The organism is Flavilitoribacter nigricans DSM 23189 = NBRC 102662, from assembly GCF_002646595.1.
GTDB lineage: Bacteria > Bacteroidota > Bacteroidia > Chitinophagales > Saprospiraceae > Flavilitoribacter > Flavilitoribacter nigricans.
Genome location: NZ_PDUD01000017.1, coordinates 129223 through 142266, shown reverse-complemented (window position 1 = coordinate 142266; position 13044 = coordinate 129223). Strand labels below are relative to the sequence as shown.

Here is a 13044-nt window from a genome sequence, read left to right as displayed (position 1 = left end):
TTGATGATGGTTCATTTGGCGATAGAAAAAACGCTGCGGTAATTTTTTTGCACTGAACAGACCTACCCGCATATCCTCCGACCTTCGTAACTTTATCGCTCCAAAACAGGAGCCGTGTACACCGGACGTAAGATCATACATATCGATATGGACGCCTTCTACGCTTCCGTGGAGCAGCGCGATGATCCGCGCCTGCAGGGGCGGCCGGTGGCGGTGGGCGGCTCCGGCAACCGGGGGGTGGTGGCTTCGGCCAGTTACGAAGCCCGGCGTTACGGCGTCCGCTCGGCCATGCCGAGTCTCACGGCCCAACGGATGTGTCCGGATCTGATCTTCGTCAAATCCCGTTTCGACGTTTACCGGGAGGTATCGGGCCAGATCCGGGATATCTTTCACCGCTTTACCGATCTGGTAGAGCCGCTTTCACTGGATGAAGCCTATCTGGACGTCACCGACAACAAGATCGATATGCCCTCGGCAACGATCATCGCGGAGAAGATCCGTAGCCTAATCCTGGAAGAAACGGCCCTGACGGCCTCCGCAGGGGTGTCTTTCAACAAATTCCTCGCCAAGATCGCTTCGGATATCAATAAGCCCAACGGCATCAAGGTGATCACCCCGGGAGAGGCGCTCCCTTTTCTGGAAAAGCTGCCCATCGGTAAATTCCACGGGATCGGGAAAGTGACGGCCCGCAAAATGAACGATATGAGCATTTTCACCGGAGCGGATCTCAAAAAATGGACGGAGATCGATCTCGTCCGGCGCTTTGGTAAGGTGGGCCGGCATTACTTTCGCATCGTCCGGGCGGATGATTACCGGGAAGTCAATCCCAACCGCATCCGCAAGTCGATCGGCGCCGAAAGGACCTATAAGGAAGATCTGACGGAGATCACCGCCATGAAAGAGAAGCTGACCTACCTGGCGGGTGTGGTGCACGCCTATATGGCTAAGGCGGACAATTACGGTCGCACCGTCACCATCAAGATCAAATCTTCCGATTTTAAGATCATTACCCGTTCCCGATCCTTTCAGCAGGAGGTTCGCCAATTGGACGATCTGGTCCAGATCACCCACGACTTACTGGAAAACAATCAGGAGGAGATCGATCGGGTCCGCCTACTGGGCGTTTCCATTTCCAATCTGATGCGGGAACACGACGGCCTGGGGATCCAGCTGGAATTTGATTTTTAAGCTCCCTGCGGCCGAAATCTCATCCGTGAATGAACCAACTGCCACAAAATCATCTTTAAAGTAGGCTGAAATACGTGCTAAAGTGTTAAGGCGTGAATGTGCTAATGTTGGTATCCGACAAATTGAGGAGTTCCATTCAGTCGATATTTACCAACATCAACACCATAACACATCCCAACTCCAGCACAAAACATTCACACTTTCAAACATTCCAACATTAACACATTTCCACCTATGATCCTGATAATCTTTGACCTCGACGGTACGCTCGTATATTCCAACCGGATTGACAGTCGCTGTTTTGCGGAGACGTACGCTAATATTTACGGGCAGGAGTTTCCCTCCATCGACTGGCACGTTTATCCCCACGTAACGGATACGTCGATTTTTTCTACTGTAATCCGGGAGCAATTCGGGCGGGAGGTCGATCCGGCCGAAGTGGAAACTTTTCAGGAAGCATTCGTGCGCCTCCTGCGGCAGCGACGTCAGGAGCAGCCGGAAGAATTCTGTATGGTACCCGGTGCCCGCGACCTCGTCCATTACCTGCACGAACGCCATGATTACGCCGTAGGCATCGCTACGGGTGGCTGGCAACGCCCCGCCATCCTGAAACTGGATCACGTGGGTATCAACCGGCAGCCCATTTACCTGCGCGGTGCGGACGGACTCCACCGCCGGGAAGAGATCCTGGAAACGGTACGTACCCAGGCGATGGCGGCCCATCCGGCCATTCGCAAAGTCGTTTACGTGGGAGATGCTAAGTGGGACGTCACTACCACCCGGAACCTGAGTATGGATTTTATCGGCATCCGACGGGAGGGAGACCACGATCATTTATTCCGCGAAGGGGCTACCCAGGTGGTTAGCGATTATCTGGACGGACCCGGATTTCTGCGGGCCGTAGAACAGGCCAGTCCGCCGGTAATGGTTGTCCAGTAAGGCCCCGGAAAATTTTTTCATTTTTTTTTGAAACTAATATCTCGCTGAAAATGTTAGGCTTATGTTTTAAAGAAAATACGGAGGCGGTAAAAAAGCTGCAATAGGCTTGGTTTTTTAGATTTTCGCCTTATATTTGCACCGCCTTACGAAAAAGGCGTGGACGTAAAAATCCAAAAATTCTGTAGCTCAGTTGATAGCGCATCCCGATTTCATCGGGAGGGTCCTGGGGAAGTCCAGGACAGATCTGTCAGAAAAGCTACACAGCACATGATTCCGTAGCTCAGCTGGTAGAGCATCCCGATTTCATCGGGAGGGTCCTGGGAAGCCCAGGACAGATCTGTCAGAAAAGCTACACAGCACATGATTCCGTAGCTCAGCTGGTAGAGCACTTGACTTTTAATCAAGGGGTCCTGGGTTCGAACCCCAGCGGAATCACCCAAAAGCCTCGGCAAGCAATTGCCGGGGCTTTTTTATTCCGGTTAATTTTTGGCAAAGACCCTGCCTCCCAAAACGATCCTTTATCACCAATTCCCGCCGCTACGGAACGAAGGTTCACATGAAGTCCGCCGTAAAAGGGCTCGAACCTTCGTTAAAGTATTTACTGGTTAATATGCATTGGGAAGTTTGTACTTCATCAAGTTTTTGGTTGGATAATTTACATCACCGTTGATTGGAAATTTGATTTTAAAAATACCAATAATCCCTCCGAGTAAAGCCCCTAACTGGGTGCCTGCCCAGGCAGCTCCCCAGGCTTTTTCGGAACGCGTGGTACAAAATAGGTAGCAATTAGAATAATCTTCTTCTTCCCGGGAAAGTCCAATGACTCCCCCTACCATGAAGCCAGCTAAAGCTCCGAATAGCACTGTCCTTCCCAATTTTCCTTTTGCTCTAAATTTTATTTTTTGGATATTGCTTACAGGAATGCTTATCCTGGTATTATCTGATAGGCTGGAGATCAGGGTGAGGCTATCTCCCGCTTCAATCAGGTATCCATTTATTTTGGAGGATTGATCCATGGTATTGATCCAGGTCTTATAGTATTGCTTTTGCTTGGTCTGCAAAGCATTCTGACCGAGAAGAGATGGGCAGGATAAAAAGAAACTAAGCAGTATTGCCAGGGATATATGGGGTAGTTTTTTCATCATCCTATTTTGTTTGGCGTACTGTAAAATAGGAAAAAAACTACTAAAGGGAAAGCGCTCTCCCCACAAGCAGAGCGCCTTAAACCCACTATCGTCAGCCTTTAGCCTGAATGCATCTATCCCTTACTCCTTCACAAACCGTCCCACCGCCAATCCATCCGCCAGTCTGATGGTCAGCAGATATACTCCTTTTGCCAGTTTCGAGACATCGAGTGTTTCCGTTTCGGCAGCCGGGTAAAAGGTTTGGAGTAGGGAGCCGGAGACATCGTACAGTCTGATCTCCTGCATGTGTAGTTCTCCCGCCGTGATATTGAGCTGACGTGCGGTCGGATTGGGATATAGCTGCAGGTCGGCGTAGCGGACTTGTTCCCGTACGGGAGTGGTCAGATCCCGGAAAACCAGGATATCGTCGAATTCACCGTCCCCGAAATCGACAAGTCCTCCGGCCAGGAAGAGCAACTCCTCCTTTTCGACAAAGGTCATCCGGACCCGGGCCGGTTCCAGCGGTAGGCTGGACCAACTGTCATTCACGGCATCATAGAGGTAGATCAGGTCACCGTCCCGGTCATTGCCGCCAGCAAAAACGGCTAGATTTCCTACCTTTCCGCTGGTCAGCATCTTCAGGTCAAACTCAGCTTCCAGGGGTTGCACCGTAATTTCCCGCGTGTCCATATTGATCACTTCCGCTTCTTTGGAATTACCGCCGGCGAATATCACTTTATTATCGACGGCCAGACCGGTCATTTCGTTCTTTTTCCTGGACAGCTTGAGGGTTTCGATGGCGTAATCGCCGATATCAATGATCTCGACCATATCGACCGAACGATCGGCATTGACCGTGGAACTTTCTCCGCCGGCGATCACGATCTTATCGGCGTAGCGAACGGCCGTAAAACCAGCTTTTGCCTCTTTGAGCTCAAAGGATTCCCAGGCCTGACTGGATCGGGTATAGACGTCTACCTCATTGCTGAATTCGGTGAAAGAGGTCTTACCACCCATAAAGAAAACTTTATCACCGGTGTCGACAAGAACGGTGCTCCTTCGGATAAAGGGGGCATCCAGCGCCGTCCACTCCCTGCTGATCAGGTCGTACTGATAGATTTGGCTGGGTTGATTACTTGGAAATAAAAATAGCTGGTTACCTTCAAGAAAACCATTTTCCATCCTTAGGGAAGAACTACCCACATCGGGATATACATCTTTAGACCAGGTTCCGGTACGCCGGTCGAATATGATCATTTCGGTCAACAGCAAATTGACGCCACCCAGGTTGAAAAAGACGGCAAAATCATCATTTTGTACCACCGTGGCACTACTGAAGCCGTCGTTGTTGTACTCTTCGGAAGTGATGGAAAAATCGCTCGTTCGAAAATAGTCTACCGTTCGGCTGAAGGAGCCGCCGACAAATAAGATGGAGTCTCCGAATACGGCGGTTTCAATGCCACCCCGTGGTTCGGATAGATGCAGCGTATCAAATTGGGCGGATAAACTTAAGGTACCTAATAAAAGTAGGTACAGCGACAATGCTTTTTTCATCAGAAAGAATTTTTGGCGTTTAATGGATCAAAAATTGATCATAATTGTGCAGCAAGGATAATAAAATAAAGTGACTTAGCAATCGTCAGTGGGCGTTTTGGCGGTGCTGAAACCCAGCTCTCTGGTACCAATGTAATGTAGCTTCCTGTAAGTCTTGAATACACCTAGGGATTGATCTTTCTAACGTTACGATCTTGCAAGACATCAGAGGAAAAGCTTGACCGGGCCCTTAAATTACCCCAACAAAAGCTTGATCGCGGAAAACACTACTGTAATTGCAAACAGGGCTTTCACCCAGATATTGCCCTTTTTTATGGCTACATGGGCACCCAGCCAGCCGCCGGTGAGCATTCCTAAGAAGATGAGGAGGCCAATTTGATAATTAAGTAGATCGTTTATTCCAAAAATTATCAGTGCTACCAGGCTTGTAATTAAACTTGGCAGCATGGTGGTGGCACTAGCTTCCACGATCGTCAGACCAAAAAATGTCATCAGGATATAAAAGACCATAGTTGCGGCTCCGCCGCCAAAGAAGGCTCCGAATATCTGGGCAAGAAAGTAAAGGAAGTAACCAAATCCGCGCTTCAGGGTAGAGGTAGTTCGGTGAATGACGCCGGCTTCTTTATTCAAAAATATAAGCGGGAGTACCAGGATCAGTAAGATGGCAACCATACGCGACAACAGCTCTTTGTCGATGCTTAGCAGTATTTGTGCCCCGACGATGGCCGCTACAAAACCCATTATGGAAAAGGGGAGAAAATACTGCCAATGGATGTATTTGGTTTTCCAAAACTTAACAGCGGCACCGATTTTCAGGCCGGCACTGCCAAACTTGTGAGTAGCGATCGCTACCTGTGGAGGAAGACCTAAAAAAATGAGAAATGGAATGCTGATCAGGCCTCCACTTCCAACCATAGCCCCAATGAAACCCGCAAAAATACCTACGAAAAGGGCAGCAATTATTTTAGTGATTTCCATAGCAACAAAGCTGTTTACAGGTAGGAAACGTAAGCTGGATAGCAAATGGGACCGTTAGGTAAACAAACTGGAATTCCGGCGTATCGCAACTCGATAAATACCTTGCCGGGGATAAATAAATTTTCTGCTTCACCATGGCTTCCAGCTTATAATGCGTTCCTAAAGTTAGTATTTTAGCTCCTTGAAAGGAAAGAAATTTTTATGGAATAAAAACCTGCCTTATTAAGACTTCGGTATGGCAAACCGGACGGAATTGGTACTTATGAAACGAAGAAAGAAAATATACGGTATCATCGGTATTGCATTTTCTCTGATACTAATTTATATCCTGATCGAGAAGCCATTGTCCATTGTAGGCGAATACCCCATGCTGGCCGGTTTCCTGACGGTGATCGGCTTTGTGTTATCGGCCTACCATATCGTTCAGGGTTTTGTCCAGCAGCAAAAGTATTACAATTACCTGATGATCGCCGTCAGCTTGTTAAGGGGAATTGGAATTCTGGTGGGCGGGATTTTTACCGGCATCAGTTATCAGCATGCTAAATCGGATCACCTACAAAAATTTGGAGCAATAGTCACCGCTACCCTGACGAAAAAGAAAAATCCGTACCTGTACCTCAAAGGAGGTAAAGAAGAGGCATTCGAAATTCACTTCTCTTTTGAAACCCTCGACGGTAAAACGATTAATGGTTGGGAGGTAGTTTCCGAAAGCGAGTTCTACAATGTCGGCAATACAAAGACATTACCCCTGATCTACTCCCTGAAAAAGAACAGCGTGTGTAAATTGATTCTAGGTGAGCTGGAAAAAGAGATCTATAGCGCGAAGCTGAAAGCGGGGAGCAGCATAGTCGATTAACTGAGGCAGGGAGGAGCGACCGGTTAATTTCACCTGAACAAATATTCTTCAAAAATAGACACCATGACACTCTCCGGCCAACAACTGTTCAATATCGGTGTGATCTACTGGGGCATACTACTGCTGAGCCTATCCCTGGGCGTGCTTCGAATAAATCGGGTGTTGCTTTTTCACTTTTTACTCAGCAGCGCCCTGCTTTATGTGGGGATAATGCATTACCCGCTACAGTTACCCTGTCGGGGCAATGAAAACGGGGCTGGTTTCCTGTTTGGCCCTTTTGCGTTTGTGGTCAGCTATGCTATGATGCGGTGGTTATACAAACGGATCTATAATTTCGAACCGGATATAGAAGCGTACTCCGGGTACTCCAGCCGGGATAATCGGGGCTTGAATTTTCTCGACTATCTTACCGCTTTAATTCCCGCCGTACTGAGCTCAATCGTCAGCATCATCCTGGCAAACTGAGCTCCGAAGCGGATTTATTAGTTGGCCATAATTCCTGCAGGTATGTGTAAATTATTTACTTTTTTTCCAGGGTATTCTACTCTCCTTTGGTGCCTCTTGATCGCAGCCTGCAGCGGCCGGAGCGATCAGTATGGGCCGAGGGGTAACTCGGTGGTCGTTTCTACCCATCAGGATAGTTCCACAAACGGTAGCCTCGCTTACACCCCGGAAGCCGGTAAACCGTTGATGCAGGTATTGCGGAGGATTTACCGCGATCAGCGTGACCGGCTATGGTTCGTTGGTGATGATGTGTATTGCTACGACCGGGATACACTCCTTAATTATTCGGAGCAGCCGGTATTTCAGAAGACAGTAGTTCGGCAAATTGCGGAAGACCGGGACGGAAACCTTTGGTTCGGCACTTCGGAAGGTTTGGTGGTCTACCGGCCCGGGGAGGAAACTTTCACTCGGTTCACCGATAAGAACGGACCCTTCCACAATGATATCTGGAGTCTGGAGATCGACCGGGAAGGAAGCATCTGGGTAGGAACCCTGGAGGGTGCCAGTCGCTTCGATGGCAGGGAGTTTACGCCATTCGTACTACCGGATACGGCGCCGGATCGATCCCGGGGTGTCACCAGTGCCCGAATAGTACATGCGATTACGGAAGATCGTAGCGGAAAGATGTGGTTCGGCACCAATGGCGGGGCCTATATTTACGATGGTCAATCGCTGACGAATCTGTCCGAAAAGGATGGACTCTGTAACAATGTGGTGAATCATATTTTAGAGGACCGCTCCGGAAATATCTGGCTGGCTACGCACCACAATGGCGTCTGTTTTTGGGATGGAAAAACCTTTACCCGGGGAGAAGACCTTCGGGGTACAGAAGCCTGGAGTCTTTATGAAGACCGGTCCGGCAACATCTGGTTCCCGATTGAAAATGCCGGGGTCTACCGCTACGACGGGTCCGTGTTCACCAACTTTCACGAGAAGCAGGGGCTGATGATGAACGGGGTGCACACCATTGCCGAAGACCGGGCGGGACACCTCTGGCTCGGGGGCTTTGAGGGACTTTATCATTACGACGGTTCCTCTTTTGTGCAGGTTAATGGGGCAGGCCCCTGGCCGGACTGTACCGATTGATAATTATGACTTAGCAATATTGCAGGTTTTATTCCCGAAAATTATTGACCTGAAATCCGGATATCATAAAAGCAAATTCCTTCCATGCAGCCATCCTGTTGGTTGTTGTGTTCCGGGCTTGCAATCGGAGCGGAAATTTAAACGGTAAGTTTGCAGACTACCTGAAGTTTGACGGCAGCAATTTCGATGCCGCTATGCGGAAACTGGATGGAGTGGGGGAAATCCGGTACTTTGAAGTGATTAATACCGCCATTGTGGACCTGAGTTTCCTCGAGCCGGTCCGGGAAATTGGGGCACTGGTAATTCAATTGCTAAAGAACAACATCACGCTCAAAGAATTTCGACGAAAAACAAAATTATTTTTTCAAAAAAAAGTGACTTGTAGTGACCTGCAATGTCTAATCTTCATCATTGTACAACAGGACTGAAAAACCGGTAAACCTGGACAAATTATTGGGCCGTAATTTCCAGGTATCGGTCAGTAACTCCCGGTCGACAATGGCTCAAAAGGGGTAGACCCGATTTATTACCTAAAAACAAATTAATCTAATGAACAAGTATCAATGGGTGTTGCTAATTATGGTGATGTCCTTTTCTTCAGCGTGTGTAAGTACTAAAAAATACGAAAGCATGCAGGCACAACTGGAAAGCCGGATCAGTACTTCCGACGGCAATCTGGGTGCGTGCCGCGAAGAATTAAGCGCCTCTAAAAACTCTAATGACGAACTAAAACGCAATTTGCTCCAGGCTCAAAACAGCAACCTGCTACAGGAGCAGCAGATCCAGGGACTGAGAGAACAGATCGCCGACCTGAAATCCCAGCGCGATAAGCAGCTGACCCAGGTAGGTGACCTGACCGTACTCTCCAAATCCGCCAACGATAACATCAAAAATACGTTGGTTCAACTGGAGAACAAGGATAAATACATCCGTTTTCTGCAGGCGGCCCGTTCCAAGGCGGATTCCATCAACCTGGCCCTGGCGGTCAACCTGAAAGGTGTACTCCAGGACGGCATCGAGGACAAAGACGTTGAAGTGAAAGTGGACAAGACGGTCGTTTTCATCAACCTGTCCGATAAGATGCTCTACCAAAGCGGTAGCGCCAACCTGACTCCGAGAGCGAAAGAGGTGCTGGGTAAGATCGCCAAGATCATCGAAAGCCGCCCCGATCTGGAAGTGATGGTGGAAGGGTATACCGATAACGTGCCCATCAAAACGGCCGCCCTGGAAGACAACTGGGACCTGAGCGTGAAAAGGGCAACGGCGGTGGTCAGAGTACTCCAGAAAACGTACAATGTAAACCCGAACCGTCTGATCGCGGCGGGTCGCGGTGAATACAACGCACTGGCCAGCAACAACACCAGTGAAGGAAGAGCGATGAACCGCAGAACCCGGATCATTATCATGCCTAAACTGAACCAGTTCTACGACTTGCTGAATCCTACGGCTGCGCCTCAGTAAGCCGGGATCGCTAAGATCGCGGTTCTGCCACTCAAGTGGCAGAACCACGATCCTCTACCTCGTCAGGACCATTTTCTTCGATTCCTGCACTTTTCCGTCTAATATGAGCGAGTAGATATAATTTCCGGCCGGATACGTACCAGCTTTGATAGTGAGCTGCCCGTGGCCGGTTTCAGCGATGCGCACGGTGCCCAGCACCTTCCCATCCGGGGAGGTAACCTGGATCTGGGCGTCCTGGACATTCCCCGGAATGAAATACCTGATCAGGGTATTTTGGTGGAAGGGGTTGGGGAAGTTCTGGTCGAGACGGGCTTTTTGATCTAATGGAAGCACATAGCTGCCGGTAGCAGCCTCATCGGGCTGGAGGGCCAGCAGGCGTTCCATGATGGCTTTCAGTTCGTCAATTTGTTTTTGCTGTTCGGCATTTTCGGCTCTGATCTTATCTATCTCTTCCTCTTTAGCGATCAGCGCATCATCCATCTCCTGGAGCGATGCGATCAGAACCGGGATCAGACCGATATAATTCACGCTCTTGACCATCGTGCCGCCATCGATCTCTTCCTCCATTTGCCGGGTTTCCCGCACCAGATTCGGGAATACCGTTTCCAGGTCCTGAGCGATCAATCCGAACTGACGTTCTTTCGGAATATGCCTTCTCGAATCCTTATCCTTTTTGAAGTCATAGCTATAGGGTTTCAATTGCTTCAGGTCCGCCAGGGCATTGCCGAGGGGCTGGAATGCCGTTTTTAGCTTTTTGTCCGAATTAATCCACATGCCTCCGGAAGCAAAGGCGTCTCCGGTAACCTGGAGTTGAAAAGCCTCCGCGTGGCGATTAATGACAACGGTAGTGGAAGCGGCATCCCGGAAGCGAGCTATATTGGACATAAGGTCATTTGCCGGCTGGTCAGCGGTAAAATAGCCCATCAGGAAATTCGTGCCCGGGAAAGGGCCAACATACACCGCCGGATAATTTTCAAGGTCATCCAGATTGTCTGTATGTTCAATGTGAAGTCGGGCCTGCGGCTCGTAGGTATTAAAACCCGTAAAAAGTTTTTCGTTATCCATGACCATCACGGGGCGACTGAAAATGAAATCCAGATTGAAATCATACCGGCCAATGGAGAAAAAGTTCGGATCCAGACCGGCGTTCCCCAGGCCGACTTCCCAGGTGAATTCGATTGGTCCATTGGGTGGCGTCAACTCGTTTTTTTCGTAGATCAGGCGCCACTGGCTGCGGCCGCCGCCGTTGAGCATGGTGAATATATTGCCGCCGCCGGCCCGGTACGGACTCATATCAATCGCGGCGTTGCTGGAAAAACCGGGTCCCAAACGGACACCCTGTGCGCTTAAGCTGATCAATAGGATGAGACAAAGCAACGTAGTAAAGGTCTTTTTCATAATCTTTTGGGTTTTGGTTCTTGTAATTTAAGCAATTGGACTGATAGTGAGAAAATTAGATCAGTTTGCATCATAGAAAAGAAGCGACAGCCGATGGAACTTCGCGGACCAGGGTGTTACTCAATTATGAAGATGATAAGCCGATAGGGGATTGAGTCCGTGAGGGAGGGCCAATATCGGGTCCCGTTCCACGGTGGCGTATTTCAGTCGGAAAGTTTTGCCTCCAAGGCGGGATTGAGTTCCAGGATCTTACTGTTCTCCGGATTGCGTGCGGAGTATAACACCCGTAACGTATCGCCGACAGCGTATCGGTTTGCGGGATCTGCTTCGGAAAAGGTCCGGTATATCCGACCGTCCGCAGAGAAAGTACACACCAGCAGCCAGCCGGCACTACCCTTGGAATGGTCGCGCCAATGCTCCACCACCGTGCCCGGAGTGGTAATACCGTGCCGGAGGAGATCCCGTTCCGAGCGACTTTCCATGATCAAACCGAAAGCCGGACCCAGCAATAAGGGAGCACCCAGCGCGATAATGGCGGCAATATCGGTTCGTTGGCTGAGCCATTTAAGGGTCCGGTAAAGCAGGACCGGCAGGGCAATAAACACCAGCAACAGCGGGATCCAGCGCCATACCGGTGATTTGCTGTACAGCAGCGGCTCGCCGTAGACCAGAAAGCCGGCGAGCAATAGCAAAATGATGAGATCGGCTAATTGCTTAGCCTGTTTTCCCGAAACGGTCAGGAGGAGGATTATCATAATCGTTCTTCGAGGAAAAGTTGGAGTTCCTCTAGAGCCAAATTACGCCCAATAATCTCACCGCGGTCATTCAGTAAAAAATTTGTGGGAAAATCCCTGATCAAATAATCCGCGCTTTGCAATCCGTTAAAATCCCAGTATTGGGGCCAGGGAAGTTGGTGAGTACGGATGGCTTTTTTCCAGTTTGCTGCAAACCGTTCCTTATCTACGGTAATGCCGATGATCTCCAGCCCTTTGGGTTGGTAACGTTTGTAAAGCTGCCGTAATTCGGGGAACTGCTGGATGCAGAAACCGCAGCTGTTGAACCAAAAATCGATCAGTAGTAAACGCCCGCCTTCCATTTGATGGAGGGAAGTAGATACCCCGGCCGTATCCAGTAAGCCGAAATCCGGGAACCGGCGACCAATTTCCAGGGCTTTTACCCGATCGATCTTCCGTTGAATTTCCTGGCCGGTTACCGTATTTTTTAACTCGGGATCAAGAAAGAAAAATGCCTTTTCCGCGAAAACATAATTTTCCAGGCTGATGGAGGCGCTAATTTCGTCCAGACTGACAAAACTTTGGGGATGGGCTAACACATATTCCATCAGAAAGATCCCCTGTTGTGCTTCAAGGCGAACTTTGAGCCGGTTTAAGCTATCCATTACGGCCAGACCAAGAGATGCAAACTTGGCCTTATCCAGTTCCCGGATGATATTTCGTCTGATTAGGTCTAATGAATCATTCACCGGCTGGTAACCCGCAGCATACTCCCTGAAAGAAGTAGCATTGGACGTTATCGAGATAACTTCCTGAGCAGATTTGATGTGTACTTCCTGCTCTCCGGGATCAATATAAAACCATCCCGAATCGAAAAGGAAAGTTCCGTTTTCATCGAAAATACCCAGATTGGTGGTTTGCGGAAATTGAAGATGTCCGTTGAACTGGAATTTCCCCTGACGGATAGGAACGCCGTTCTCAAATACATAAAAGCTGGAATCCGATCGCGGTTGCCAGATCTGGACGGTACCGGATTCGATATCAGCCAGGCTTCCATTGAGGCGAAAGGTGGTATCCCGCGTTTGGGAAAATAGCGGGAGGTAGAGGGCTAAGGTGGTGGAAAGCAGTAGTAGAGCGCTTCGGTGCATGATCCTTTTAACCTAAAGAGTATCAGCGGGGTATTTTGGTTGGATGGTCATGCCTACAAGCAGGCACAAAAAAA

General features: G+C 49.3%; 12 protein-coding genes and 1 tRNA gene. 7 read left to right on the top strand and 6 right to left on the bottom strand.

All coding sequences use genetic code 11. The features are described from left to right. Nucleotides 1-114: 114 nt before the first annotated feature. The 3 genes from dinB to CRP01_RS09765 all read left to right on the top strand — a co-directional run bounded on the left by dinB (nucleotide 115) and on the right by CRP01_RS09765 (nucleotide 2562). The gene (gene dinB / locus CRP01_RS09780; RefSeq protein WP_233752660.1) at nucleotides 115-1188 is read left to right on the top strand and encodes a DNA polymerase IV; all 1074 of its coding nucleotides are present in this window, start codon (nucleotides 115-117) and stop codon (nucleotides 1186-1188) included. Between the two features lie 234 nt (nucleotides 1189-1422). After that, nucleotides 1423-2127 (top strand): HAD family hydrolase, encoded by a 705-nt coding sequence (locus tag CRP01_RS09775; protein WP_099149845.1) that lies wholly within the window; start codon nucleotides 1423-1425, stop codon nucleotides 2125-2127. 362 nt (nucleotides 2128-2489) lie between these two features. Then, nucleotides 2490-2562: transfer RNA gene (locus CRP01_RS09765), tRNA-Lys, on the top strand. 170 nt (nucleotides 2563-2732) lie between these two features. On the opposite strand, the gene CRP01_RS09760 is transcribed toward CRP01_RS09765, so the two are convergent. The 3 genes from CRP01_RS09760 to CRP01_RS09750 all read right to left on the bottom strand — a co-directional run bounded on the left by CRP01_RS09760 (nucleotide 2733) and on the right by CRP01_RS09750 (nucleotide 5783). Next, nucleotides 2733-3272, bottom strand: a complete 540-nt coding sequence (locus tag CRP01_RS09760) for a hypothetical protein (RefSeq protein ID WP_099149844.1) — start codon at nucleotides 3270-3272, stop codon at nucleotides 2733-2735. A gap of 120 nt (nucleotides 3273-3392) precedes the next feature. Beyond that, nucleotides 3393-4805: a T9SS C-terminal target domain-containing protein gene (locus CRP01_RS09755; protein ID WP_099149843.1), complete on the bottom strand. Its 1413-nt coding sequence runs from the start codon at nucleotides 4803-4805 to the stop codon at nucleotides 3393-3395. A gap of 234 nt (nucleotides 4806-5039) precedes the next feature. Next, nucleotides 5040-5783 carry a sulfite exporter TauE/SafE family protein gene (locus CRP01_RS09750; RefSeq protein WP_099149842.1) on the bottom strand — a complete coding sequence of 248 codons (744 nt, stop codon included), beginning with the start codon at nucleotides 5781-5783 and terminating at the stop codon, nucleotides 5040-5042. 262 nt (nucleotides 5784-6045) lie between these two features. On the opposite strand from CRP01_RS09750, the gene CRP01_RS09745 reads away from it, so the two are divergent. From CRP01_RS09745 to CRP01_RS09725, 4 genes are all read left to right on the top strand, one after another. Continuing rightward, on the top strand, nucleotides 6046-6639 hold the full coding sequence (locus CRP01_RS09745) for a hypothetical protein (RefSeq protein WP_143473343.1): 594 nt from the start codon (nucleotides 6046-6048) through the stop codon (nucleotides 6637-6639). Between the two features lie 63 nt (nucleotides 6640-6702). Then, the gene (locus CRP01_RS09740; protein ID WP_099149840.1) at nucleotides 6703-7104 is read left to right on the top strand and encodes a hypothetical protein; all 402 of its coding nucleotides are present in this window, start codon (nucleotides 6703-6705) and stop codon (nucleotides 7102-7104) included. A 42-nt stretch (nucleotides 7105-7146) separates the two neighbouring features. Further along, a complete protein-coding gene (locus CRP01_RS09735; RefSeq protein WP_099149839.1) occupies nucleotides 7147-8229 on the top strand; it encodes a ligand-binding sensor domain-containing protein in 1083 nt (360 codons plus the stop codon). A gap of 549 nt (nucleotides 8230-8778) precedes the next feature. Further along, the gene (locus tag CRP01_RS09725) at nucleotides 8779-9690 is read left to right on the top strand and encodes an OmpA/MotB family protein (RefSeq protein ID WP_099149837.1); all 912 of its coding nucleotides are present in this window, start codon (nucleotides 8779-8781) and stop codon (nucleotides 9688-9690) included. Between the two features lie 54 nt (nucleotides 9691-9744). On the opposite strand, the gene CRP01_RS09720 is transcribed toward CRP01_RS09725, so the two are convergent. The 3 genes from CRP01_RS09720 to CRP01_RS09710 form a co-directional block, all read right to left on the bottom strand. After that, the gene (locus CRP01_RS09720; RefSeq protein ID WP_099149836.1) at nucleotides 9745-11088 is read right to left on the bottom strand and encodes a tail fiber domain-containing protein; all 1344 of its coding nucleotides are present in this window, start codon (nucleotides 11086-11088) and stop codon (nucleotides 9745-9747) included. 203 nt (nucleotides 11089-11291) lie between these two features. Further along, nucleotides 11292-11843, bottom strand: a complete 552-nt coding sequence (locus tag CRP01_RS09715) for a DUF3592 domain-containing protein (protein ID WP_099149835.1) — start codon at nucleotides 11841-11843, stop codon at nucleotides 11292-11294. Then, complete coding sequence (locus tag CRP01_RS09710; RefSeq protein WP_099149834.1) at nucleotides 11840-12970, bottom strand: TlpA disulfide reductase family protein; 1131 nt, start codon at nucleotides 12968-12970, stop codon at nucleotides 11840-11842. Before CRP01_RS09710 ends, CRP01_RS09715 begins: the two co-directional genes overlap by 4 nt. Nucleotides 12971-13044: the final 74 nt, after the last annotated feature.

Coding starts and splice junctions, on each gene's coding strand:
- CRP01_RS09775 (WP_099149845.1), top strand. CDS start 1,423: ATGATCCTGATAATCTTTGACCTCGACGGTACGCTCGTATATTCCAAC.
- CRP01_RS09760 (WP_099149844.1), bottom strand. CDS start 3,272: ATGATGAAAAAACTACCCCATATATCCCTGGCAATACTGCTTAGTTTC.
- CRP01_RS09755 (WP_099149843.1), bottom strand. CDS start 4,805: ATGAAAAAAGCATTGTCGCTGTACCTACTTTTATTAGGTACCTTAAGT.
- CRP01_RS09750 (WP_099149842.1), bottom strand. CDS start 5,783: ATGGAAATCACTAAAATAATTGCTGCCCTTTTCGTAGGTATTTTTGCG.
- CRP01_RS09745 (WP_143473343.1), top strand. CDS start 6,046: ATGAAACGAAGAAAGAAAATATACGGTATCATCGGTATTGCATTTTCT.
- CRP01_RS09740 (WP_099149840.1), top strand. CDS start 6,703: ATGACACTCTCCGGCCAACAACTGTTCAATATCGGTGTGATCTACTGG.
- CRP01_RS09735 (WP_099149839.1), top strand. CDS start 7,147: ATGTGTAAATTATTTACTTTTTTTCCAGGGTATTCTACTCTCCTTTGG.
- CRP01_RS09725 (WP_099149837.1), top strand. CDS start 8,779: ATGAACAAGTATCAATGGGTGTTGCTAATTATGGTGATGTCCTTTTCT.
- CRP01_RS09720 (WP_099149836.1), bottom strand. CDS start 11,088: ATGAAAAAGACCTTTACTACGTTGCTTTGTCTCATCCTATTGATCAGC.
- CRP01_RS09715 (WP_099149835.1), bottom strand. CDS start 11,843: ATGATAATCCTCCTCCTGACCGTTTCGGGAAAACAGGCTAAGCAATTA.
- CRP01_RS09710 (WP_099149834.1), bottom strand. CDS start 12,970: ATGCACCGAAGCGCTCTACTACTGCTTTCCACCACCTTAGCCCTCTAC.